The sequence below is a fragment of the Vibrio zhanjiangensis genome (assembly GCF_030161235.1).
Classification (GTDB): Bacteria; Pseudomonadota; Gammaproteobacteria; order Enterobacterales; family Vibrionaceae; genus Vibrio; species Vibrio zhanjiangensis.
On the sequence record NZ_BSPW01000014.1, the window covers coordinates 45374 to 69337 of the forward strand.

Genomic DNA, 23964 nt, shown 5'->3' on the forward strand with positions numbered 1-23964 from the left:
TCCTATAACTTATCAAGCCAAACTCTGTTCTTGCTGTTCAAATTCGGCCAACTCTGCCACATCGAACAGAGCCTCAAGTTTTATTAAAATCAAATGACCATTCTCAACCGAGGCAATTCCTCGGATATAGCTATGGTCAACCGAATGCGACACACGTGGCGCAGGTTTTATTTGTTCATCTGTCAGTGGGTATACCTCAGAAACCCCATCAACAATAATGCCTAATGGGTGCATCTGAGCATCATTGAGTACAATCACAACGGTCGTTGCACCAATTTCTGCTGGAGGCAAACCAAAGCGAGCACGTAAGTCAACGATAGGAACGTACTCACCCCTAATTTCCAATACACCCAGCATATAAGAAGGGGAATTAGGAACTTCTCTAACAGCCCCCCATCCTCTCACTTCTCGAACATCAAGGATGGGCACACCATACTCATCTTCACCTAACACAAAGCTGAGAAATTCCTGCGGCATGATCATGATTCTCTCTCCAACACGCGTTCAATGTTAAGTAACTCTTCCGTATTCAATAGAGACATCACTTGGTCACCGACATTCAGTAACCCTTGGAGGTAGGGGGTCACAACAGACTCACCAACACTGGGGTATAACTCATTTTGTCCTTGACTAACAACGTCACTGACCGCATCCACAACTAGTCCCATAAGTCTCTCACTATCATCGGATGCGTAACGAAGCACGATAACGACTGTGCTTGGTAGATACTCACACTGTCCCACTCCAAAACGACTGCGAAGATCAACCACAGGCACTATCATCCCGCGCAAATTAATTACACCCTTGACGAAGTTGGGGGAGCGGGGAATTGGCGTAGGCCTTTCCCAAACTCGGATCTCTTCAACATCTTTGATCTCAACACCATACAGTTCACTATCTAGCTTGAAGCTAAGGAAATCCGCACTTTCAGAAACTCCCTCTTGGTTGGTGTTCTCAAGGCGCATATGCTCTTGAACCGGAGAAGATTGTCTCTGTGCTAAATCATCAATAACCAATTCAGTTTCCATTTAATCGCCCTCTACGCCGCAAGGCCTTTGTGCGGTGAATCAGAAGCACGCTTAAGAAAATGCGTTATCAATCCCTGAACATCTAAGATAAGCGAAACAGAGCCATCGCCTAAAATAGTTGCTCCCGATATACCTGACACTTTGTTGTAGTTAGACTCTAAGCTTTTAATAACCACCTGTTGTTGGTCCAGAAGTTCATCAATGAGCAAACCCACTCGGTTACCTGCCGCTTCAACAAAACAAAGTATTCTTTCATCCAAGGAGCCACTTTTCCCCATTTCTAGCTCTTCTTGAAGACGCAATATAGGGATGTTTTCCTCACGCAACCGATATAGCTCTACTCCACCAGAAGCCAACTTTATGCATCTTGTATCTATCTGAATGGACTCAACAATAGTCAAAAGCGGAATGATGTATACTTCCCCACCAACTTTGACTAACTGACCATCGAGAATAGCCAAAGTTAATGGCAAGCTAATGGTGAAACTGCTACCGATACCAAGCTCTGATTCAACTTCAATATGCCCCCCAAGTTCTTCAATATTTCGCTTAACGACGTCCATTCCAACACCTCGGCCCGAAATATCAGAGACCTCTTCAGCCGTTGAAAAACCCGGAGCAAAGATCAAGTTCATAATTTGTTGATCAGTCATGTCTTCACGACGAACGTCTGCTGCTAACACTCCTTTCTCAACCGCTTTACTCCACAGCTTGTCGCAATTAAGCCCAGCACCATCATCTTTGATTTCAATAACAATAGAGCCTCCTTGATGGAAAGCGTTGAGTTTCAGAACTCCTTGAGGAGATTTACCTCGCTCTACGCGAGTATCTGGCTGCTCAATTCCATGATCGATGCCATTTCTTACTAGGTGAACCAAAGGATCAACGATGCGCTCTAGCACCGTCTTATCTAATTCCGTCTGTTCACCTTGAATTTGCAAATCTACCTGTTTACCAAGCCTGCTTGATAAGTCACGTACCAGCCTAGGAAATCGACTGAAGGCAAAACTCATAGGTAACATACGGATATTTAATACATTTTCTTGTAGATCTTTGCTATTTTGTAACAGCTGGGCTAATCCAACTTTGAGCTTTTCCAATTTGTCGATAGTAAAATCATTGCCAATTTCTGTAAGCATGGATTGGGTAATAACCAGCTCCCCAACTAAATTGATTAAACCATCGACCTTGTCAATATCGACGCGAATGGAGCTAACACTGGAATCTGACTTAGCCGCTTTCTGAACTTTGGTATCAGGCTTTACTGGAATAAGCGAAGAGTTCTCAATGTCGTGCTTGTCGGATGCCGTAGTTACTGACTCATGTTCTTTAAGCTGGTCTTTTTGTTCTCTAGGAGAGACTCGTTCGATATAAAGATCACATTCGTCTTCTACCCATTCAAAAATCTCACGTATATCTTCTTCAGTGACGTCACTGGGCAAATATGCTTGCCATTTCAAGTAACAAAGCTCTGCTTCAACGCCGTCAAGCTCAGGTAGGTTTTCAAGATTGGCAGTGATGACGCACGACTCATGGAGATCTTTTAGCTCTCTCAATATTCTTAACGGGTCATTACCACTAAAAAACATTTCTGAGTGGGGTTCAAACCTCACTAACCAATCAGTTGAACACGCATTGTCATCAGACTGAATATCGACTGATTTGTCTGAATCAGCCGGAAGAGCGTTGTGATGTGCAGTGGTATCTTCTTGCAAAAGAGAGTTAAGTTGCACACTGACCTGATTTTTGAGTTCAGTATCAACTTCACTGCCCTGCTCATGCCCTTCAAGCATGGCATGAATACAGTCACCACTTTTAAGTAGTAGATCGACGCTTTCGGCAGTGAGCTCTCGTTGGTGGTTGCGAACTAAATCCAGATAGGCTTCAACCGAATGGGTGAATTCGCTGATATCCAGAAGATTAAAGGTAGCAGCTCCCCCTTTAATTGAATGAGCCGCTCGAAATATAGTATTAATGGACTCCTCTTCGACACAATTTACGTCTAAATTGAGGAGTACCTCTTCCAACACCCCAAGATTTTCACGACATTCCTCGTAAAACATCTTGCGCAATTGTTCCATGTCTAAAGCCATAAGCCTACCCTTTGCCCAATGACGTTGTTTGGAGCAGTATTATCAAATAACGCGCTTTAGAGTTTTTAATAGCGTTTCTGGATTAAATGGCTTGACTAACCACCCCGTTGCTCCAGCTGTTTTTCCCTGTAGTTTTTTCTCTGTACTCGTCTCTGTTGTTAACATTAAAATTGGGGTAAATTTGTACTGTGGTTGGTCTCTCAATGCTTTAACTAACTCAAAACCTCCCATTATCGGCATGTTGACATCTGAAATAACAACATCAAACTTATGGCGAGCAACTTTTGAGAGTGCGTCTTGGCCATCATTTGCGGTTTCCACATCATATCCGGCATCCCGTAATGTGTGGCTAACCATTTGACGAATGGACACAGAGTCATCTACTGCAAGAATCTTAGTCATATTGCTTACTCCCCAACTGACGTAGTTCGCTCAAAGACATCACACAACCCTAACGTTTGAATTCCATCCGTCAGTGTCTCAGTCGGCTTGAGCAAATATATATCTCGATGATTTTCTTTTGCGGAAATAAAAAGACAAGACAGCAGTTGTAATCCAGCCGCGTCAACCCTCACAACCTTTTCGGCGTTCAGTTCGATCGAGCCAGAGCCAGCAAGCCATTCTTGATAAAGAGTCGTTGTATCTAGAACTGTTGATATGTCTAGAGACTCAGGAAGTAAACAATTCATGTTTCAACCTTTATATTTTATATTTCCTAGCCATTAAAGAAAGCTTTACGCTTCATTTTGAGTGTAGAAAGTAATCTGTGTTTCGCCAACCAAGCTCACACAAAATAAGCAACGGATTTCATTTGATATGATAGGAAAATAATTATAAAGACTGTATTTTCAAGATGTTATATGGTTCAAATTTCTTTGTAAAAAACCATATTTTTTTAATGGTAAATGCACTTTTATAGATGAGTGATTATATGGGAATTTACAGTGTAAACATGAAAGCATACAATAAAGGGACAATTTACACTGTAAAAACTCACTGTTCAGCAGCTTTAAGTAAACGCCTTATATCCGTTCTAATTTGGTGCTCAAGTTGTTTTCGACCGTGAATTGAAAATTCTTTGCTACACTCATGCCAGTTTTTTTGCTGCAATACTTTACGTAGAAGCAAATCAGATGCTTTTTTGGCAATGGAAGTATCTGACAAAATCCAATGGGCCAAAAATGGGGCAACGCTTTCAAAACTACTTCCCCCTAAACTATAGTAGCGAATCATAGCTTGATATTCTTTGTAACCGTCGGAAGCATTATCTATCACAAGTAAACTACGAATAATGTCTACTTCAATGTCTGAGTAGAGTGTACTTAGCATATAGTGTAGATATTGGTAATTACACTTAACTGCACATTTTAGCCAATCAACATCCCCTTTCACCATGATAACTGAATAGCAGCCACTCACATGATCTTTCTGGGTGCCAATTCTAACAGGATAAAAGCCGACTTTGGCCCAAAATTGAATTAACTCTTTGGTTGCGCCAAAGCTGGTAGATACATAGTCACCAACAAAAGTTTGCATAAACTGAGATATCATTTCCGTCCCAATGCCTAATCTCTGGGCATCAGGATGTGTTGCTATACGCATGATTCGCGTACTATGTTGATGTGCTGCTTGAGATATCCCAAAATGATTTGCCAGAGTGACTGGCACCAAATGACCTTTCGGCCTTCGCTTACCTTGTTGAATTGCATCAATCAAACCGTTGTCTAATCCCCCTTCATCTATTGTCATCATGCAGCCAACACATGAACCATTGGATAAGGCTAAGTACAGCTGTATCGAAGCTTGCTCTAACAGTAACATAAGGTCACTCGGGGTAGTCTGATAATGCGCATTAACCAAAAGGCCAAAGCATTCCCGCAGTATCGAAGGCTGATGCACCAAATCCTGCTTATTGACTTTTTCCAACTTAATTTCTGTTCCCTTTGAAAACTGTAACGAATCAAGTTCTGTATTTAATAGAAAAGCGTCAAATAGCCAGTTTTCCAATGGATCGTTTTCGGCCCAACGAATGGGTTGCTTAAGATGGAAAAATGACGTTCCTGGCCGGTTCTTCTCCAACCATTTTTGAAACTTCATTGTGAAGCCTCTGCCACACCCCTCATATCCATGAATGGTGGTCGAAAACACACATCGATGATAGTGAGCTACCATTTTCTTCAACATAGGAACTGGAATGGCAGACGCTTCATCGACAAGCAGTAGATCACAGTCAGGTTGGCTTTTCAGTAGTTCGTCTGGGGCAATAAACTCTAACGATGATTGTGAGTCGTAAACCTGACCTTTTTTAGCATTAGCACCACAAAGATTCTTATGCGCAAATTCAAAAACAGCGGCGACTGTCGCTAAACTAGGTGCGGTAACCAGAATCCTCATCTGTCGCTGTTTCATCAGCTGAGCCGCTGCAATACCTAATGCACTACTTTTTCCCCTACCTCTATCGGCTGTCATGACAAATGGACGCTTGCGATGCCCTGTTGATACTTTATGAATTTTTTCAACCGCAATGGTTTGATCAGAGAAGGGAGTTGGTGACAATAAGCGAGCATCTTCTACTTTGGGTAGAGGCTTAAACTGGTCGATATTAATCAAATGACTGAAAACCGCGTTCAGCCAATATTGCCCTAATAAAGCCACATGGTTGAATGACGGTACGATGAGAACTAGGCCACCTCCTCGTATCCCCCCCATTGCGGCACAAAACGAATTAGCATCAAAACCATCAGAGAGATAGCAAACCAGTAGTGCACACTCCTGTCCTAACAACGTTTTTCCATTTTTGTAAGAAATATAGCGCGTGTGGAGATCCTTACATTCCCCCCCTAACTGAACAATATCAGAACAAGAATAGAAACTTTTGACTAAATCAATAGTGCTATTGGTCCAATCAGAATCCCCATTCAAAACTAAACCATATCTATGGTTGGACTGGTGCGCGCATCTAATAAGGTGAGAGAAGTAATCAAACATGGCAAAATAATCCGCAGAGAATAAAAGAATTATAACAACTAGGATGATGAATTAAGAGTACTAAAAAGCCGCGATCCGCGGCCTTAAAGAAAATACATAAATAAAACGGTCAAAGAACGAAATAGCAAAGCACTTTATTCGTGCATTTTGTTAGAGACAAAGTTGAGAATCTCCTGCATCAATTGGTCGTCCACTTTTTTAAGATTTAATGCCAAATCAGTGCCTTTGCGGCTATAGCTTACTCTGCCTTTAATAAAGTCTACTTTACGATTACCTGAACTTTGTTTAGGGGCAAGCTCCTCAATCCACTGCTCAATAGTTTCAGAAACTTCTTTGGTAATTCGGGCCACTCCTTGAGCTTTACTTCGTTGCCATACATGTCCTTCAGAAGACATGCATCTGTTAAGCAACTGACCTTGATTGAATTCGCTCAATTCATTGAACTGCTTGTGTAATTTCACTATGGTCGGACGACCAAGATCTGAAACATTAGGGTAGGCTTGCAGCAAGGACAAAGGCAAATCAGCGGCCTTTAGCGCTCCACTAACTAACGCTTCACTGCACTGAAACATTTTTGCCAGCGCTTTTTGATCCTCCGCTTCTCCATTCTTGAGCTTAGCGCGCATTTCTTTACCTTTCTCATACAGAGACAAAGGTTTATGAGCATTGGCAACATCGGATAGGAACTTCGCATGTTCGCTATTAATATCTTCCGCTACATAAATAAGAAAGTCTTTGTTGGCTAAAATACAAGACATACGACGACGGCTACCATCTAGTACTTCTATTCTGCCATCAGAGCCTTTACGGCCCACAGCTGGGTATTGTTGCCCTCTCTCTTTGAGTGTGCTTAATATGTCAGACAGAGCATGTTCGTTTAGAAATGCTTGCTCCCTTGCATTCTCCGCAAACACTGTAGTTTCATCAGCAACCTTATCAGCTGGTATTCTCATCAGCTCAAAGGTGACAACATCTTCACCCGCGACCGCCAATTCTATAACCTGAACTTGGTCCTTGGCGGCCTTCTGGGCTTCTTGGCTACTCGCAACATGGCGCTTATTCGCTTTCCCAAATAGCCGTGCATTTAGATCTGAAGTTTTGATTGCCATTATTTACTTATCCCTGATTAAGTGATGACCAGTTACTATGGAGGACGCGTTCAAGCTCCAACGCACTTTTTTGGATCGCGTCTTGCGCTGTGGCGAGTGTCTTTTTCCCCCCCTCAAAATCACCTGTTGTTAAGTCAAACACAGTACTATATGTATCTGCACAGGTTTCAAATGCTCGACTTCGGGGTATCGTCGCCATTGTAACTTGATCACCAAGTAGATAATTCATTTCTGTCAGCACAGCAACTTGCTTTTTGTTGTCGTCTTCAAACATTGTTGGCATTAAACGAACAAATTCAAGTCCTTGCCAATCTTGAGGAAACATCTCATAGACCGTTGGCAAATGCTGGAAGAAGTTTACCGTCGATGCCCAATCAAGGCGTTTAGCCGCGCAAGGGATAAGCAATGCATTGGATGCATACATAGCATTCCACACCAAAGGGTCGACATGAGGTCCAGTGTCTATCATGATGATATCGAAGTCATCGGAAATTTGGTCGATCAATTTCTCTTTCAATAGCTTCACAATATCAAGAGATTGGTTTTGAGATAAATTCTGCCATGCTTCAGCATTAAACATCGCATCTTCGGGAAACGCTGACACTGTCTTTAAATTTGGGTATTGAGTTGGCAGTAAAACGTTCTTATGAAGAAACTCTTTATCAACGTTCACACCTTGCGGAACATTATCTAACATCACATCGACAGCAGAATAAATATTATCGTGATCGGTCAGGCTAATTTGAGGATTGAGAAACAGACGTAAAGAACCCTGAGGATCTAAATCAATCAGACAAATACGATAGCGTTTATCCAGATTCAAAGCCAGGCAAGCAGCAAGGTGTACCGCCGTCATTGACTTTCCAGTACCACCTTTCTGGTTTTGTACATTTATAACCCAAGGCTTGTTGTCAGTAGCATTCTTCCTTTGATGAAACTTGGGCACTCCAGCAGCGTCCATAAGCATATGAGCTTCCTGGAGTGAGATAGAATAATGATTCGCATTATTTTTTGTAAACTGATGGCCAGCAGCCTCAAGTTTACTTATCGCTTCATCTAACTTTCTACGAGTAAGCCCCGAACGAGTTTCCATTAAAGCTTTTGACATGGGAGGAAAATGGTCGTCACTACGTTCCTCTAAAACAATTTCTATGCGGTCAGCCTGAACCTGAGCAGTTTGCTCTGCGAGTTGAACAAGATTTTCAATTGTTTTATCTCTCTTCATTATCACAATCCGTTTTAAGTCACTGATATCAATTGTACAGCAACACAAAACAAAAACAACAAAAAGCTGAACGGACATTTATGAATTAAAATCACATTAATATCATGTTTTCTAGCTACAATAACAGATTAAAAGGAAAACCTGTCAGAAAATTGAAAAAATACAACATGTATTTACCTTACAATGGGGCAGATTTAAAATGTCACGCTGTCACTTATTTACAATGTAAATAGAATCAATAATAACTCGGAACGATTGATACTTAACCATACTTTACGGTCAGTGTAATTTTGACTTACGACAACGAAAATAGTGGACTCCTTTCATAACGACTAACAAGCAATTTCCTTATTTCCCCGATATGTGGCAACCTAAAGTCGGAACTATGATCAAGAACAACATGTTGATCATGCTTTCGGGAATAAAACGCCTGGTAGGAACAATGATCAAGCTTAGTTATCTAATAGCTTGCAAATCACCTCTACCATTCCTTCACTGATCAGACATCGGATCAATGATCAAGTAATTTAGCCTTACGGAAGCATGAGTAAAACGTACCAGATTACGGCCGAACGTAGATTAACTCTGACATTTAGCAAACAGGTACAAATACACCCATGATTCAAACGACAAAAGACACGACAAAACAAAAATCAGCAACTATCTTGATCATGCTTTCGTAAAAAAAGATAATAAACCGCAGAATGTACAGCGAGTTGTTATTGTAAATTCGGTGTTTATTGTTCCCAATATGTGGCTGTTCGAAAGTTCTTTTATTGTACCCTTGATCATTGTTTCGAAAAAATTGCTCTACAAAAAACCAAAAACGACAAACACTTACAATTTCATGATTCGCGGCTGTGGACAATATGTGAATATATGATGATCATACTTTCAGTGTCATACTGATCATAGATACGTTCCCATTGTGATCATCGTTTCACAAAAGATTGATCATGTTTCTATCATTCAATGATCATTGTTTCGTTGTACTCTTGATCATACTTTCATGCCATCTTATTTTTTAATGTTATAAAACAAGATGTTATTGAAAAAAACACACCCAGATCAATAGATCAATTAATCAAATAAGATCACTTTAATCATTAGGATCAGTTTGGAATATTTTTCAACAAAGTGAATTCTATTTTTTTAACTTGCCAGCTAAGTGTGGAATGAAAGCTGAACCCAAATGAGTGATGTTTTCATCTCCAACTAGATACAGGCAACAATCTGAAGTATTGATCAATTTTTTTCTTTATTTATGAAGTGACTTTCCCTATCCTTTCGGAATAATATTGAAATTACGGTCTACGTTATATGGATGTCTTACCATGGCCTCACAAGATAAAATCCTAATTAAAGCGCCTAGAAGTCACAAAGATGGGCACATGTTTGAAGTGTCAGAAGCTGCTGTGAGTTGGATTGAACAATATCAGCATTTTAAGGGTGTAACGAAAAGTATAATTGAACTGCTCAATCTCATTTCACTGCAAGGTTTTACAAGTAAAGATGGACTGGTTTCAACAACAGAGTTGATTGATGCAACTGACGGACAACTGACTCGAGCAGCAATTCAACAACGATTACGTGCTGCGGTAAATATAGGTTTATTTCAACAAGTTCCTGTCAGGTTTGAACACGGATTAGCAGGCAAAACCATGTTGCACCGTTTTGTAAACCCAAATAAGTTGATCTCCGTTTTGGGTGCAACAAGTCTGATGACAGAATCCGTTAAACAAAGTGAGAAACAAAAGCGTTCAAAAGCTTTAGCACAAACTCATGTAAACAAGAGATTACTTAATGAGCATGGATTAAACAATCCACCAGCGATGAAGGATGAAGCCGATCAATTTGTTGTTTCGCCAACAAATTGGGCTGGGATTATTGATCAGGCTCTAGCTCCACCTCGCACTCGAAAACAATACCAAAAAAGTTTAGTTTCGATTTCTGGTACCAAAGCGGTTATAGAAACACGCTCATCGAAAAATATTATGACCGTGGATGATCTTATGACCTTGTTCGCTTTGTTCACCCTAACAGTTCAATACCATGAGCACCATCAACACGATTATCATATTGACGCTAGACATGCGCCAAACAAAACCCCGTTATATATCACAGATATTTTGTCACTAAGAGGGAAGAAAGACAGTGGTCCTGCGAGAGATTCGATAAGAGATAGTATTGATAGAATCGAGTTTACAGACTTTCAACTGCACGAATTGACAGGCAGATGGCTTAGCGAAAATATGCCTGAAGGATTCAAAAGTGATCGTTTTCGTTTTTTAGCACGCACAATTACAGCATCAGAGGAAGCACCAACGGAAGGCGAAGATGGTGAGATTCGTATCAAACCCAACCTGTATATTTTGGTTTGGGAGCCTTCTTTTTATGAAGAATTGCTAACGCGAGATTACTTTTTTCTATTCCCTCCGGAAATACTTAGACAGCATACACTTGTTTTCCAACTGTATAGCTATTTTCGCAGCCGTATGTCTCGTCGCCACACGGATGTAATGCTGTTGAGCACCTTGAACCAGAAATTGGCACGCAATATAGAGTGGCGTCGTTTTTCAATGGATCTTATTCGCGAGCTGAGAAAGCTATCGGAAGATCAGTCTAAAGGCGATGAGATCTTTGAAGTCAATCTTTGGGGTTATCACTTAACTATTTCTCCAGTTAATCAAAGTAGTAAGAATCAAGATTATCAGGTGGACATAAAATGCGATGCTGACGAGGTATTGCGTTATGCCCGAGCCCGAATGACAAATGCTGGCAAACGTAACATGGCTCCAACGCTTCCGAACCCATTACGAAATGAAATGGTGACTAAGCAGCAGCTTGATGAAATGTCTCAGATTATCGATGGAGAGTTTGAACCGATACAGAGAAAAGAACGTTCACCAAAAGGAAAACTTGGACGTCGAGTTAAGGTGAAAAAACACTTGGTCGAGATAAATGCTGATGAGATAACCATTACCTTGTCTAAATATACCTCGTCAGAGGCTCTAGAACGCTCTGTAACCGCTTTAGCTGCAATGACTGGCCATTCACACAGTTCTATTCTTGAAGAGTGTAAAGAGCTTATGGAGAAGCTTGATTTTTTAAGGGTAGGGGAAGACGTTATTCCATATGAAACCCTAAGTAAACTTATCGAGCTCTATAACAGTCAAAATGAGACTAAACATCTTTCTATCGAGCGCCTCATTGCAGGACTGGCAGTGAGAAGAAAAGTGTGTAAACAGGTTTATCAAGGGCATTTAGATGAGAGCGTTTTCCGTGCTTTGGACGAAGTCTCGGTTTGAACGGAATGATTTTGGGAATGTGGTTGTAGTGTCTATGAATGCTAGAATCAGTTTTTGCAGACGTTTCATTTTTTTAACCAAGTAAAAGGTCAGCAGAAAATATCAGACATACATACTACATTCTGCTGACAGTGAACTGACATTTATGCTGTGTTGGTTAGATATTATCTATCACGAATAGACAACCTTTTGTCCTTTCTAATAAATGAGGGATCTGGATTATCCCTTGTAGATTGGCTCATATTGTTACATTCATTCTGAATATTTTTGCGAGTTCTTAGAACTCGCTTTTTTTTTGCCTCGTCGATTTTTTCAGAAGCATGATCAAGGTTCTCACTTGATCATGCTTTCATAATATGCCTAAAGCGGATTAACTTTGTTTGCAATATCACCAAAAGTGACAGAGCCCCGTCCAACTTCAACAAATCCGTCTTGGGGCATGTAGGAAATACCAAGTGCTGCTCGTGAGTTTACATTGCGAGCAGCTTGCTCTCCTCTCCATTTTTTTATCATCCTTGCCCGAGCTCCAGCTCCTGCCGCTGGTTTAGCAAGCCCTCCAGCACTCAAGTCTGTACCTGGAATATCTGGAGATGGTATTCCTCCAACTCTCACTGCTAAGTTTGTTGTACCATTAATTGTGGCTTTTGCTGAATCCCCTATAGGGTTCAATATTCTATTATTCGGTCTGGGGGCGTTTGTCCACCCAGCATAGATTGCACCGCTATCGACGTCATTGGTAACTCTTTGTGTCGCGTTACTATTTAGGTGATCCAAAATACTACTGCGGCTATTGCCTGAAATTATGATGTCTTTGGAGCCAATAGGAGTATCCGAGAAGATATAATCTCCTCGACTACTCCTCACTGCTGGAACTGGTTGATTGTGCTGACGTATGCCTCCCAAACTCCCTTGCTCTACGACTGATGCCCTAGATCTTTCGGTTATTATTCCCCCTTCCTGATGTATATTCGCTTGCGGACGTGATAGAGGTGTATCTAATTCATATCGGTTGCTTGAATATCGGAGTAGGGGATTAGAACTAGTGCCTTGGCCACCTGCTTTCCTTACCGGAATCATAATGATGTCATCGTACTTTATCGGCATATAGTTGGGCCATTTCTCCTGCAAGCATTGGAAATAGTCATTGAAGAACTCTGTTAGCTTGTCTGAATCTATGCCCTTGTTGCCGCTAGATACTTTAAGTAAATACTCACCACTGTTTGGCTCAAAAAAACGCAGACCTCTTTTTTTGTCCAATAAAAAACTGACGCTGTGACCCGCTTCTGAGCCAGTGAGAGTAAAGTTGAGAGAAAAGCCAACCGGAAGGTCACCTTGCGCGGCTCTTCGGGAAATCCCCCCCACTAAACTGTTAACACATCTTTGTTGATCAGTGATATTCGGCTTCGATGGATTTTTGGGAACTATTGATATCGGTGGATCATACTCTAGCTTGATTGAATCTAACGTATCCTGAGGATCATAAAGGTTATTTTTGCGTTCAGCTTGTTGTAGTTGAGAGGCTTTTTCGAACAATTTTTTTGCCCGCTTACTTTCTTGAACGGGTTTGTGTTTAAGGGCGGGAAATTCCGTTCGACCAAAAATTTTTTTAGCCAGCTTTTCTTTTATCCACAATGCCGAAATTTGCTGGCAAGCACCTCTATTGGGGATGTTTGAACCTTTTGATATCAACTCGTCACGCAAATCTCTTTGAATAAAATGACTTTTCAAGGTGTGCTTTTGTTCGAGTGTTTTAAATGAAGGATCTCTGCTGGGAGCTAAATCGAGCTCATATCGAGTACTACTTGCGTATCGAGCACGGCTAGGATCTGAGTAGAGGTTAGACTCTCTCATGCGTTTTGGTGCGCTGCTGAGTGAAGGGAGCGGTACTACGAGGAACTCGAACAACTCTCGAGTGGTATTTTTCACCACTGGCATGGCGAGCTTCAACATATCTCTAGAGACAGCACGTTTAAAAGCGTTGCCTTTCAGCCCGTTTTTGATATGAAGCTTTACTGAAGATCTAAATGCCGCTTTGCCTGCTGTGGCGAGCTTTGCGACAGGAATGCCAATACATACGGCGGTAATGATAAGATCAAATACGTCAAAGAGGATACCATCTATTTCAGAGGAAAGATCAAACTCATAACTTGGATCGTTTGCTAGAGAGTTGAATAAATCGAAGAAAGGCACGAATGAGGGAAGCTTCTCCCACCACTCGGCGTCCTTGAGAAATGCTTTATAAATATTAGCGTTATATAGCATGACTTCGCGTGCTTCATCTTCAACACAGTCATATAGAGTATCGTACGAGGTGACAATGTCGTTGATGGGAATCCCCGGAATCGCATTGAGTGTAAGGGCGGTAACGAGGTTGAGATTGACTAAAACGCTTTCATTCTTGACTTCCCATGCTTCATTATCAAATGCGCAGTTTCTGAACATGACATGGTTGTCATCAGAGTCCGTTTTTGGTGTTGGTAGGACGGTGTCCGAGTTGTAACCAAGGTGAGACAGCAAGGCTCTCGCGCTGTCTTTGGTTTCGCTGATCCAATTGACAGATTGATTTCCTGCGTTGATTAACTCATTGACGAGTTGAGTTATTTCATTGTCTTGTGTCAGGTCTACGTAGGCAATAGCAGCATCATGCATGAGTGTTGAGACGATCATAACCTGATCTGTGTTTAACTTGATTAGGGTCATTCGCCCAGAAATCGTATGATACTTCTTGAACAGGTTTTTAATTGTGGCAAAAACATTGGAAATGGCTTCTCCCGTTTTTTCTACTACGACTTTTCCCCTAAAAAAAACGCCGAACAGGACTAAGAGTGGATCGTCACTCTGAACGAGAAAATTAGAGATTGCGACCGCTTTTTTGTCATCACTATCCAAAGTCGCAAACCGCTGCCACATTTGTTCTATTTCATCGTATTTATAAAATGGCCTGATGAGCTCAAAACGACCAAGGACTTCGACCTTCTCTTGAGTGTCTATGGGGTTGATGGAAGATTGTGCAAAGGTAGAAGATGCAAAGGTTTGTGAGTCTTTGAGCAGAAGGGCATCAGGGAGCGTGTCGTTTTTGTAATCGGAGAACTGTTGGTAGTATTCATGCTGATCGGCACATTCGCTCCATTTTTTCAGCTGGGTAAAGTGAAAGTTTGGTAATGCTGGGAGTGAATCACGTTGACCTGTGGTGTAGATGTTAAAAATCCATTTCAAGTTGTCGGTGATAATTTTACTATTATCATCAAGAAAGAGGGTAATGTTACCTGTACTGGCATGCTTGGGGAAAACACTCTTTAGCATATCGCGTGTATGTATCGAATAGTAGCTAACTAAACGGCTACTATCATCGCTGAATCGACAAAGTACTTTCGAAGGGAGGCTTTCTCCGTTGCGTTCGAGATAATCCTTTATTACCTGAGGGTGCTGCCACTCGGTAATATGGTGCATTCTCGCGGCATATAACATGAAGTGTGAGGAGCAGAGTATTCGGTATTCATTTTCAAACCTATTTTGGTCTTTGACTCTGCCCAATGCGAAGGTTTCCCATAACCCATCTTTGATCAAACCGGCATGTTCAATTGCTTTTTGTAAGGTGTCACTTATTTCGTCATCGTGATTCGTTATATTGAGTCGGTCTGCGAACTCCAAATCGAGAAGGTGCGCTTTTAGACGAACTGATCGTTGTTGATCTGGCGTTAACTCATCACCAAAATGAACATAATTCTCGCTCGCAGTAATATCAGGAAGAAGTGGGTGGCCTTGGTAATTTGAAGATTGAGGTAATTCACTATATTTAGGCTTAGATACCAGTCTAAACTCTTCCGGTTCCCCAAGAAGAAGCGCTTTTTTTATATTTGCCGAAGGATGACTTGGGGCCTTAATATAGTTAATGGCTTGGTTGCAAAGCTGTCGATTAAGCCTATTAATTTTTAGACTGTTTTTTATCCTTGCGGAGGAGCTATGCTCATTCAAAACAGCTTTAAGTTGTTTTCTTTGATCTGATAAAGCAGTGATACTTGTTTCCAGCAGAGTGAGCTTCTCTTGGTTGGGAGTGTTGCTCTTTAGAAGTTGTGAAATAGCGGTAATAGTTAGAGATAATTCCCAATAGAGTCGCAGAGGGCCTTTTGCTGGTTCAAATATAGTCAGTGCGGGACGAATTGATAATGGGCCAGAGTCTACCTGTAAATTTTCAGAGTTTCTTGCAAGTAACCCCTGTAAACTTTCTATTTCAATTATTTGGTTCGTCAGATTTGTTTCTGCCTGTGGTGAAATCATGCACTTTCTCTCCCGTAGAGTTTTGGACAATAAATCTACGGAAGGCTAACACTATTGATGGATTGGTAAATAGTAGGTTTGCACGGTTACTTAGTCTAATAAACGCAATCGTAAGATTGTTAGCACCAGCTATACAAATTGAGTTATTCACCTGATAAATAATTTAGAGTTTTTCTTGGCTTATTAGTGCTTTATTGAGTTAGTAAGACAGGGTATAAGTGACAGGTTAAATGCTTCTATCCGCTCTTTATTTTTAACTTTACTAATCGAATTAGCATTAATCGATTTCAAAATATTAGCTTAATCACATTATCAGTCTAAAATTGTTAACAAGGGCAGTATGGTTTTGCTATACGTTAGCTGTCAATGCATGGTTTGTTCGGAGGTTACAATGTCCATTAATTCTATTGACCATGATGAAATGACTGAGATCACTGATAAGTGGGATATTCAGGATGAAGTTGAATCGCAAAGACAAACAAAAACTGTCAAATCCGCGGAAGCTCGCCGTCGTATCGAAGCCTTGAAGGAGATCCGAGAAAGCGGTTTGACGCTCGAAGAAGCCAAAGAACTTGGGATTTGGCACTAGTTTCTATTCCACACACAGTCAACAGAAGGGTAGCATGCTGGCTACCCTTTATTTTTTCCGGGATTTACCACACACTGAATCGCATATGATATGATGGCTACTTATTGTTAAAATAACTTTGTGGTCAAATGTCGATAAACCTATCCACACTCCCAACAAAAGAAAAAAACAAAATCGAGCTTGATAAACAAGCATCATTTCTGGTTTGGAAACTTAGGGAAGCAAAAGCAAGTCCCGATGAAGTCACTCACAATGCCGACAAGATTCACGATCCAGATGAAAGACAGGTTTTTCTCGACTCAGTTGCTAAATATAAGCGAGTAATGGGGCTGGCTTGAATCTCCAGTGCAACCAATCGAGAAATTGAAATGGTTTTGTTTTTTGCTAAAATCCTTCGCGTTAAATTGACTTAGAGAGAACATCCCGATGGGAAGAAGTTTTGAAGTGCGCAAAGCCTCAATGGCTAAAACTCAAGGCGCAAAAATTAAAGTTTATTCCAAATACGGTAAAGAAATTTACATGTGTGCCAAGAATGGCGGTTCAGATCCAGATATGAACCTTTCATTAAAACACCTGATAGCGAAAGCGAAAAAAGATCAGGTTCCTGCGCATGTGATAGATAAAGCAATTGATAAAGCCTGTGGCGGTGGTGGTGAAGACTACCAACCTGCACGTTATGAAGGCTTCGCACCAGGAGGCGCTAGCGTTATCGTTGATTGTTTGACTGATAACGGCAACCGTACTTTCCAAGATGTTCGTCAGTGCTTTGTTAAAACCGGTGCCAAAATCGGCTCACCAGGCACAACGGCTCATATGTTCGATCATCAAGCTGTATTCCAATTTAAGGGTGATGATGAAGAGGCGGTGTTAGAAGCACTTATGATGGCGGATGTGGATGTAACGGACATTGAACTGGAAGAGGGAGTAATTACAGTATTTGCTCCTCATACTGAATTCTTTAAAGCCAAAACAGCCCTCAACGCAGAATATCCAGACTTAACTTTGGATGTTGAAGAGATCACTTTTGTTCCTCAGAATCATACGCCTGTTTCCGGTGAAGATGCAGAGAAATTCCAAAAGTTTTTAGACCTTTTGGATGATTGTGATGATGTTCAGCAGGTTTATCATAACGCTGAGCTTTAAGTCCCAAAGATTAAAACTGAGTGCTGTGCACTCGGTTTTTTTTGCTCACTTAAGCTCGACTTTATCCACGGCAGGTTTATGTTGCCTGATCGCCAATATGATTTGTGGTAGCAAAGACATGGCAATCATTCCTGACATCAGGCCGTATTGCATGTATGTGAATGATTCACCAAGCAATATCATTCCTGATACAATTCCAGCGACTGGGTTGGCAATGCCACCGAATGTGAAATCAACCACAGTCATGCGTTGAAGTAACCAAACATACATACCATAACCAAGAGCGGTATTTAAGCCGATCACCCAGATAAGACCCAGTCCATTTTGTGCAGAGAAATGACTGATTGCGTCAGTATATTGATCCGGTGAGAAATTCGCATCAATCACTGCGGCAATTGATAGCATGAAACCACCGAAAATCATTTGCCAAGTTAAAACCGTCCACCAATGTATTCTGTTACCTAGTGATTTAGTCAAAGCACTGCCAATAACGATACACATAATGGCGCAAAACATAGCGCTTAGTCCAATAGGATCGAGCGCTATCTGACTTGGTGAAAATAACAACCAAGCAAGAATAATTAAGGCTGCCCCAGACAGAGCCTGAATAAAATTTGGGCGATGTTTATGTACCAGCCAATGGAAAAACATCGCAAACACTGGTACAGATACCATACCTACGCCGGCAATCGCAGATGGTAGCCTCAATGCCATAACAAAGATCAAGCCAAAGAAAGCTGCGATATTAATCAGTCCAAGTTTAATAAGACTTGATAATTCTCTCCGTTTAGGTAGCGATGGCTTAATCATCAAAAGAAGCAACCCTGCTGGCAGTGCTCTTAAAGCTCCAAGCAAAAGAGGGGGCCAATCTGTCAAAGTAAACTGAGTGACAGCATAGGTTGTTCCCCAGAAAAAAGCTGGAATCATGGCTAATAGTATATTCATGCTAATTTATCTTTATGTTAAGATACTTTTCCAGAAATGTACGCTGTATGTGTACTCTTGTAAAGTATCTTAACATTAAGATATTTGGTAAACACGGTTAGGAGTGGCTTATGGATGCTATTGATCAGCTGATAGCGCAATGGGCGAGAGAAAAGCCTGCATTAGATACTGAACCAATGGCGATAATGGGAAGGCTTCTAAGGGTTGCCAAACATATAGAGACTCAAGTTGCTCAGCTTCATAAAAGTTATGATCTTACGCTGGGTGAGTTTGATGTATTGGCAACGCTAAGGCGCAGTGGTGAGCCATTTCTGCTCACTCCCTCTGAACTTATCGACTCTATGCTGCTGACTTCTGGGGCGATGACTAATCGTCTAGATAAGCTTAGTTCTAAAGGATTGATTTCAAGGCTTCACAACCAATCTGATCGTCGTAGCCTTCCCGTTCAGCTGACAGAACAAGGAGTTACCTTGATAGACGAGGTGATAGAAAAGCATGTTCAGGTACAACATAGCTTGTTTCAGAGCATGAGCCACGATCAGAAACAGCAGCTCAATCAACACTTGAAATATTTGATGTTTGAGTTTGAGGAAAATCCATGTTTGACGAAATAGGGCCATATTTTATTGGGATTTTGCTTTTCAAACGAAACTTTTTAGCTGTTTACACTGTAAATGTTCAGAGAGGTAAATTATGCAACCCACGATAGAGACACCACAGCTCATTTTAAGGCCTTTTCGTGTATCAGATAGCGAGAGAGTTGCTTTACTGGCGGGCCAAAAAACCATTTCGGACATGACAGCAAATATCCCTTATCCTTACACCGAAAAAATGGCCACTGAGTGGATAGAGACTCATTCAGTGAAATTTGAGCATAAGAGTGCTGTTGTTTTTGCTATTACCCTCAAAGGAAGTGATAGCATTATTGGTGCAGTAAGTTTTCCTTCCCTAAAGGATGGGGTTGCTATTTTGGGATACTGGTTAGGGAGTGATTACTGGGGACGGGGAATTGCATTAGAAGCGGCACAAGCTCTGATTGGCTACGCAAAGCGTGAGCTCAAGGTTTCTGAAGTTGAAGTCCAGCATCTTGTTGAGAATCAACAATCCCGTTCTGTGATTAAAAAGATTGGCATACAGTTCAAAGAAAATCGCTCAATCACGGTAAGAGGAGAAAAGCGGGAGGTATGCGTCTACCGTAGCTTTATATAGCTTGACGGGTAGGATTGTTATAAATAAGTCTTCTTTACTTTTTCATTTCCAGTTTTCTAGGTTTAGTAATGTCCATCACTGACACGTAAGTTTAGGCACAATTTTATACACGTCTAAACTTTGCCCAGTTTTCAATTTATATAATTTTTAATGCTATCAATAGCATATAATAGTGATTTAAATCTCTTCTACTATCTTATTTGCTAATTGATAAATCACTTACTACTTTTTTATTAACTGCCGAAAATCATGAGGGGTCAGTTTTGAAAAGGTTAAAGGTAGTATTTATTGTCCAAGTTATTGTGGCGCTGACATTAGTGCTGCTCGTTTCTGCATTCATTAAATACCAGAATTTTAAGCAGGATTTGCATCGAGAGTTAGCAATCAATGTTCACAACACCAGCCAGCGCATGTCGATCAGCTTACCAAAGGCAGTGTGGGATTTTGACTTGGATACTGCCAAAGTTGCCATGTCCGCTGAGTTAGACCTTCCAGAGATTGCTGCTATCAAACTCATTGATGCACAAGGCACAGAACTACTGTTTTTGACTAAAGAGGGCGAAGGGGAAGAGAGGCAGCTCGTTGATGTGGCAGATAAAGAAGCTTACCCTGAGGAGCTGAGTCAAACGACAGAACTCACCTTTGTTGATTATGGTGAAGAAAACAGTGTGGGTAAAGTCGTTGTATACTTTGATACACACGCCATGGACGCCAAGCTTTCAGACTCTCTTCGCACTAGCATTATAGAGCTCGTGGTGCTGGATCTCATTTTATCTATCGTCATTATTTTAGCCCTAACTTTCACCGTGCTTAGGCCGATCGCTCAGCTTACTAATGTCATATCAGATCTATCGTCTGGTGATGGTGATTTAACCAATAAATTAGCGCCAGCGAAATACAAAGAGTTCGATGCTATTACCAAGGGAATAAACAGCTTTACCGAATCACTGAGAGTTATTGTTCAAGAAGTCAATGAATCGTCGGAGGTGCTCGGTAGAAAAGCGCTGGCCAATGGGGAAATAGCGCGCTCAAACGCCGATAGCCTAGATTCTCAGAAACACCAGCTCACCACAGTCGCTGCGGCAGCAACGGAGTTGAACCAATCTGTGGCTATTGTCGCAGATACTGCTTCCGAAACTGCCAATCAGGCACAATCTGCAACTGAGCTTGCGTCAAGTGTTAATGATGCAATTGAAAACTCTGCCGCTGACATCATTAACATGCGTGAGGAGATGAATCACGTCAATGCTGAGATGCATATCCTAATAGAGGAAGGTGAGAAGATAACGACCGTGCTCAATGTGATCAATGACATTTCAGAACAAACTAACCTGCTTGCTCTCAACGCTGCGATTGAGGCGGCTCGTGCGGGAGAGCAAGGCAGGGGTTTTGCTGTGGTCGCCGACGAGGTGCGTAATCTTGCGGTGAAAACCAGTGAGTCTACAGAGCAGATTCAGAAAAATATTGCAGCATTAGGGTCAGCAACCAAATCAGTTGAAGATGAACTTACACGTATCGCGACTCTTTTAGAAGACACCGCAGCACGAGTGAGTGAGTCTCAAGCTTCAGTTGGGGAAGTGCAAAGCCTGATTACCGTTATTTCAGATCGTAGTGGTCAAATCTCTCAAGCAACCGATGAGCAAAGGATGGCAGTAGAGGAAATCAGTCGAGCGATTGTTGAAGCTTCTGAAGCAACCAATGAAGTATCTTCTGGTGCCGATCAAAATGCAAAAACGACAGAGGAAGTTTTGAGTTTGAGCCAGAGCATCGCTAAGCACATGGCGAAATTCAGAACTTAAGTTAGATCATTGAGGATTTGTTATGAAAAACGTTTTACTTCTAGTCATTGTGACTTTTTTTTCAGCACAGAGCATTGCGGATACGGTAACAGCTGCTCAAGATCCATGGGCTCCATTTGTTCAAAAAGATACCGCTAGTCCAGGTGTCTCTGTGGAAATTTTGATTGAAGCTATGAAGTCTCAAGGCCATGAGGTCGATTTCAAAATTATGCCGTGGACTAGAGCATTAAACGAAGTGAAAGATGGTCGTATTGATGTGCTGGTGGCAACTTGGTTTACAAAAGAAAGAACGTCTTTTCTCAACTATAGCGAGCCCTATCTTGAAAATTCGCTCAAGTTTATCAAGCGTAAGGGAGATGGCTATGAATACAATGGTATGGATAGCCTTTCGGGAAAGACAGTGGGTATCATTCGTAACTATGGGTACGGGGATGATTTTCTTGGCGCGAGCAATTTCAAAAAACCAGAAGCCAATGATTTAGTTTCAAACGCCAAAAAGCTCATTGCTGGGCGTATTGATCTTACTCTAGAAGATGAATTAGTGGCGAAATCGACGCTATCTGGGGCGGGAATGAATCTGGCGGATTTTGAATTTACCAATAATGCCTTGTCGGTTAATCCTCTCCATGTCACCTCTGGATTAGCTAACCCTAATAATGCCAAATATATTGATGCTTTTAATAAAGGCTTAGCGGAAATCAAATCTAACGGCACATTTGATAACATTTTGGCCAAGTATGGTATTAAATGATTGGTCTGTATGATGTTAACTGTTGGGTCTGTTAGTGTCACCTTATGCTAACAGACCTGAATTAGACTTTGTTTGTGAAGTTTTAGCTTTCTGCTCTTCAAGCATATCCCTCCAAGTTGAACTCTTCTTATGAATGCACTTTAAAGTCAAACAGAGGCGACTCAAATACCATATTGATAATATGTGATTTGATATTTGAGACGTTGATCACTCTAGCTATCTGGTGGTAATTTGTCCGGCATGTGGCGTCTCCCCAAGCAATTTAGGTGAAGAAATTTCCGCTTACCCTTTGTAAATATTGATATTTATTTTCATTTTGGTTAGACCTTATTGATGTTTATGTTTTTATTTTCATTATTGAAATGTTAGTTTGCGCATTCGAGGGGTGAGCTTCGATCTTGAACTGAGCATAATGCGCTGCTTGTAACATTGTATTTCAAAGTGTAAAGAATAAACCGCATAAATAGCATGGTTATTAACTATTTAGCTGATTTGTTTACTTTGTTCTTTTTCTTTGTGGCTGATGTTACACGCTCAACACATAAACATTCTAATGAATATAACAACCGAGTTTCAGTGGTTTAACACTGCATTCGGACAAACATCGAGAAAGTTAATGGAAGCCTCAAGATATAAACGCATCTTGTCGAGGGGAAGTATGGCGGCGGTCGTTCTTTTTCTCTCAGGATGTAATTCTGCTTTGCTGGACCCTAAAGGCGCGATTGGTGTTCAAGAAAAAGAGCTAATTATTACCGCTCTTTTATTGATGCTGATTGTTGTCATACCTGTGATTCTAATGACAGTGTATTTCGCATACCGATACCGGGATACTAATACCGATCAAGAGTATGCGCCTGATTGGTCACATTCGACCAAGATAGAGCTCGTCGTATGGACGATTCCTATTATTATTATCGCTATTCTTGCCGTTATAACCTGGCGTTCAACGCATGAACTCGAGCCTTCTAAGCCGCTTGAGAGTGATGTAAAACCCATTACCATTGAAGTCGTGTCCTTAGACTGGAAGTGGTTATTTATTTATCCGGAAGAGAATATTGCCACTGTCAATTATGTCGCTTTCCCCAAAGATGTACCTGTGTCGTTCAGACTTACTTCTGACAACATTATGAACGCATTCTTTATTCCACGTTTAGGTACCCAGATTTACGCGATGCCAGGCATGGTAACCAAGCTCAATTTGATTGCTAACCATGAAGGTGATTACAGAGGATTTGCTTCTAACTACAGTGGTGAGGGCTTCTCTCAGATGAAGTTTACCGCGTCAGCTTTGACTGACCGAACCGCTTTCCTTAATTGGGTACAAGAAGTAAAAGCAAGCCCTGATCGTATTGAAGACTGGGAGCAATTCCGCTCTCTAGCATCACCAAGTGTTGCAGAGCCAGTCACTCTATTCTCAAGTGTGCCACCGTTTTTGTTTACTGATGTCGTGACACAGCATCCTGGTTCAATGAACTGTTTGCCTGAAAACCAAGGATAAT

The 23964-nt window shown here is 41.3% G+C and carries 19 protein-coding genes; 9 read left to right on the top strand and 10 right to left on the bottom strand.

From position 1 onward, the window contains the following. Positions 1 to 12: 12 nt before the first annotated feature. From QQK21_RS03470 to QQK21_RS03505, 8 genes are all read right to left on the bottom strand, one after another. A complete protein-coding gene (locus tag QQK21_RS03470; protein WP_284190806.1) occupies positions 13 to 483 on the bottom strand; it encodes a chemotaxis protein CheW in 471 nt (156 codons plus the stop codon). Further along, positions 480 to 965: a chemotaxis protein CheW gene (locus tag QQK21_RS03475; RefSeq protein ID WP_284190841.1), complete on the bottom strand. Its 486-nt coding sequence runs from the start codon at positions 963 to 965 to the stop codon at positions 480 to 482. The genes QQK21_RS03470 and QQK21_RS03475 overlap by 4 nt, the downstream gene beginning before the upstream one ends. Before the next feature lie 74 nt (positions 966 to 1039). Beyond that, on the bottom strand, positions 1040 to 3121 hold the full coding sequence (locus tag QQK21_RS03480; protein ID WP_284190807.1) for a chemotaxis protein CheA: 2082 nt from the start codon (positions 3119 to 3121) through the stop codon (positions 1040 to 1042). A gap of 42 nt (positions 3122 to 3163) precedes the next feature. Beyond that, the gene (locus tag QQK21_RS03485; protein ID WP_284190808.1) at positions 3164 to 3523 is read right to left on the bottom strand and encodes a response regulator; all 360 of its coding nucleotides are present in this window, start codon (positions 3521 to 3523) and stop codon (positions 3164 to 3166) included. Positions 3524 to 3528: 5 nt separating this feature from the next. Beyond that, positions 3529 to 3810, bottom strand: coding sequence for an STAS domain-containing protein (locus QQK21_RS03490; RefSeq protein WP_284190809.1), 282 nt, complete (start codon positions 3808 to 3810; stop codon positions 3529 to 3531). 304 nt (positions 3811 to 4114) lie between these two features. Beyond that, on the bottom strand, positions 4115 to 6109 hold the full coding sequence (locus QQK21_RS03495; RefSeq protein ID WP_488803713.1) for a tRNA(Met) cytidine acetyltransferase TmcA: 1995 nt from the start codon (positions 6107 to 6109) through the stop codon (positions 4115 to 4117). Positions 6110 to 6243: 134 nt separating this feature from the next. Then, positions 6244 to 7218, bottom strand: coding sequence for a ParB/RepB/Spo0J family partition protein (locus QQK21_RS03500; protein WP_284190811.1), 975 nt, complete (start codon positions 7216 to 7218; stop codon positions 6244 to 6246). A gap of 7 nt (positions 7219 to 7225) precedes the next feature. Further along, positions 7226 to 8443: a ParA family protein gene (locus QQK21_RS03505; RefSeq protein ID WP_284190812.1), complete on the bottom strand. Its 1218-nt coding sequence runs from the start codon at positions 8441 to 8443 to the stop codon at positions 7226 to 7228. Between the two features lie 1334 nt (positions 8444 to 9777). On the opposite strand from QQK21_RS03505, the gene QQK21_RS03510 reads away from it, so the two are divergent. Continuing rightward, positions 9778 to 11751, top strand: a complete 1974-nt coding sequence (locus QQK21_RS03510; protein WP_284190813.1) for a replication initiator protein RctB domain-containing protein — start codon at positions 9778 to 9780, stop codon at positions 11749 to 11751. A gap of 360 nt (positions 11752 to 12111) precedes the next feature. On the opposite strand, the gene QQK21_RS03515 is transcribed toward QQK21_RS03510, so the two are convergent. Continuing rightward, positions 12112 to 16029 carry a hypothetical protein gene (locus tag QQK21_RS03515; RefSeq protein WP_284190814.1) on the bottom strand — a complete coding sequence of 1306 codons (3918 nt, stop codon included), beginning with the start codon at positions 16027 to 16029 and terminating at the stop codon, positions 12112 to 12114. 391 nt (positions 16030 to 16420) lie between these two features. Between QQK21_RS03515 and QQK21_RS03520 the strand changes: the two genes are divergently transcribed. The 3 genes from QQK21_RS03520 to QQK21_RS03530 all read left to right on the top strand — a co-directional run bounded on the left by QQK21_RS03520 (position 16421) and on the right by QQK21_RS03530 (position 17761). Then, positions 16421 to 16618, top strand: coding sequence for a PA3496 family putative envelope integrity protein (locus QQK21_RS03520; RefSeq protein WP_284190815.1), 198 nt, complete (start codon positions 16421 to 16423; stop codon positions 16616 to 16618). 128 nt (positions 16619 to 16746) lie between these two features. Beyond that, a complete protein-coding gene (locus QQK21_RS03525; RefSeq protein WP_284190816.1) occupies positions 16747 to 16956 on the top strand; it encodes a DUF3283 family protein in 210 nt (69 codons plus the stop codon). A gap of 88 nt (positions 16957 to 17044) precedes the next feature. Then, positions 17045 to 17761, top strand: coding sequence for a YebC/PmpR family DNA-binding transcriptional regulator (locus QQK21_RS03530; RefSeq protein ID WP_284190817.1), 717 nt, complete (start codon positions 17045 to 17047; stop codon positions 17759 to 17761). A gap of 45 nt (positions 17762 to 17806) precedes the next feature. Here QQK21_RS03530 and QQK21_RS03535 read toward each other — a convergent pair whose 3' ends face one another. After that, positions 17807 to 18706: a DMT family transporter gene (locus tag QQK21_RS03535; protein ID WP_284190818.1), complete on the bottom strand. Its 900-nt coding sequence runs from the start codon at positions 18704 to 18706 to the stop codon at positions 17807 to 17809. 110 nt (positions 18707 to 18816) lie between these two features. Between QQK21_RS03535 and QQK21_RS03540 the strand changes: the two genes are divergently transcribed. The 5 genes from QQK21_RS03540 (at position 18817) to cyoA (ending at position 23963) form a co-directional block, all read left to right on the top strand. Then, positions 18817 to 19320, top strand: a complete 504-nt coding sequence (locus QQK21_RS03540) for a MarR family winged helix-turn-helix transcriptional regulator (protein ID WP_284190819.1) — start codon at positions 18817 to 18819, stop codon at positions 19318 to 19320. Between the two features lie 79 nt (positions 19321 to 19399). After that, positions 19400 to 19915: a GNAT family N-acetyltransferase gene (locus QQK21_RS03545; protein ID WP_284190820.1), complete on the top strand. Its 516-nt coding sequence runs from the start codon at positions 19400 to 19402 to the stop codon at positions 19913 to 19915. 263 nt (positions 19916 to 20178) lie between these two features. After that, entirely contained in the window at positions 20179 to 21714 is a 1536-nt protein-coding gene (locus QQK21_RS03550; protein WP_284190821.1) for a methyl-accepting chemotaxis protein, read from the top strand. A 22-nt stretch (positions 21715 to 21736) separates the two neighbouring features. Further along, on the top strand, positions 21737 to 22465 hold the full coding sequence (locus tag QQK21_RS03555) for a transporter substrate-binding domain-containing protein (RefSeq protein WP_284190822.1): 729 nt from the start codon (positions 21737 to 21739) through the stop codon (positions 22463 to 22465). A 616-nt stretch (positions 22466 to 23081) separates the two neighbouring features. Beyond that, complete coding sequence (gene cyoA / locus QQK21_RS03560; RefSeq protein WP_284190842.1) at positions 23082 to 23963, top strand: ubiquinol oxidase subunit II; 882 nt, start codon at positions 23082 to 23084, stop codon at positions 23961 to 23963. The last annotated feature ends 1 nt before the right edge of the window (position 23964 follow it).

Coding starts and splice junctions, on each gene's coding strand:
- QQK21_RS03505 (WP_284190812.1), bottom strand. CDS start 8,443: ATGAAGAGAGATAAAACAATTGAAAATCTTGTTCAACTCGCAGAGCAA.
- QQK21_RS03530 (WP_284190817.1), top strand. CDS start 17,045: ATGGGAAGAAGTTTTGAAGTGCGCAAAGCCTCAATGGCTAAAACTCAA.
- QQK21_RS03515 (WP_284190814.1), bottom strand. CDS start 16,029: ATGATTTCACCACAGGCAGAAACAAATCTGACGAACCAAATAATTGAA.
- QQK21_RS03495 (WP_488803713.1), bottom strand. CDS start 6,109: ATGTTTGATTACTTCTCTCACCTTATTAGATGCGCGCACCAGTCCAAC.
- QQK21_RS03510 (WP_284190813.1), top strand. CDS start 9,778: ATGGCCTCACAAGATAAAATCCTAATTAAAGCGCCTAGAAGTCACAAA.
- cyoA (WP_284190842.1), top strand. CDS start 23,082: ATGGAAGCCTCAAGATATAAACGCATCTTGTCGAGGGGAAGTATGGCG.
- QQK21_RS03480 (WP_284190807.1), bottom strand. CDS start 3,121: ATGGCTTTAGACATGGAACAATTGCGCAAGATGTTTTACGAGGAATGT.
- QQK21_RS03520 (WP_284190815.1), top strand. CDS start 16,421: ATGTCCATTAATTCTATTGACCATGATGAAATGACTGAGATCACTGAT.
- QQK21_RS03475 (WP_284190841.1), bottom strand. CDS start 965: ATGCGCCTTGAGAACACCAACCAAGAGGGAGTTTCTGAAAGTGCGGAT.
- QQK21_RS03545 (WP_284190820.1), top strand. CDS start 19,400: ATGCAACCCACGATAGAGACACCACAGCTCATTTTAAGGCCTTTTCGT.
- QQK21_RS03485 (WP_284190808.1), bottom strand. CDS start 3,523: ATGACTAAGATTCTTGCAGTAGATGACTCTGTGTCCATTCGTCAAATG.
- QQK21_RS03470 (WP_284190806.1), bottom strand. CDS start 483: ATGATCATGCCGCAGGAATTTCTCAGCTTTGTGTTAGGTGAAGATGAG.
- QQK21_RS03500 (WP_284190811.1), bottom strand. CDS start 7,218: ATGGCAATCAAAACTTCAGATCTAAATGCACGGCTATTTGGGAAAGCG.
- QQK21_RS03525 (WP_284190816.1), top strand. CDS start 16,747: ATGTCGATAAACCTATCCACACTCCCAACAAAAGAAAAAAACAAAATC.
- QQK21_RS03540 (WP_284190819.1), top strand. CDS start 18,817: ATGGATGCTATTGATCAGCTGATAGCGCAATGGGCGAGAGAAAAGCCT.
- QQK21_RS03555 (WP_284190822.1), top strand. CDS start 21,737: ATGAAAAACGTTTTACTTCTAGTCATTGTGACTTTTTTTTCAGCACAG.
- QQK21_RS03490 (WP_284190809.1), bottom strand. CDS start 3,810: ATGAATTGTTTACTTCCTGAGTCTCTAGACATATCAACAGTTCTAGAT.
- QQK21_RS03535 (WP_284190818.1), bottom strand. CDS start 18,706: ATGAATATACTATTAGCCATGATTCCAGCTTTTTTCTGGGGAACAACC.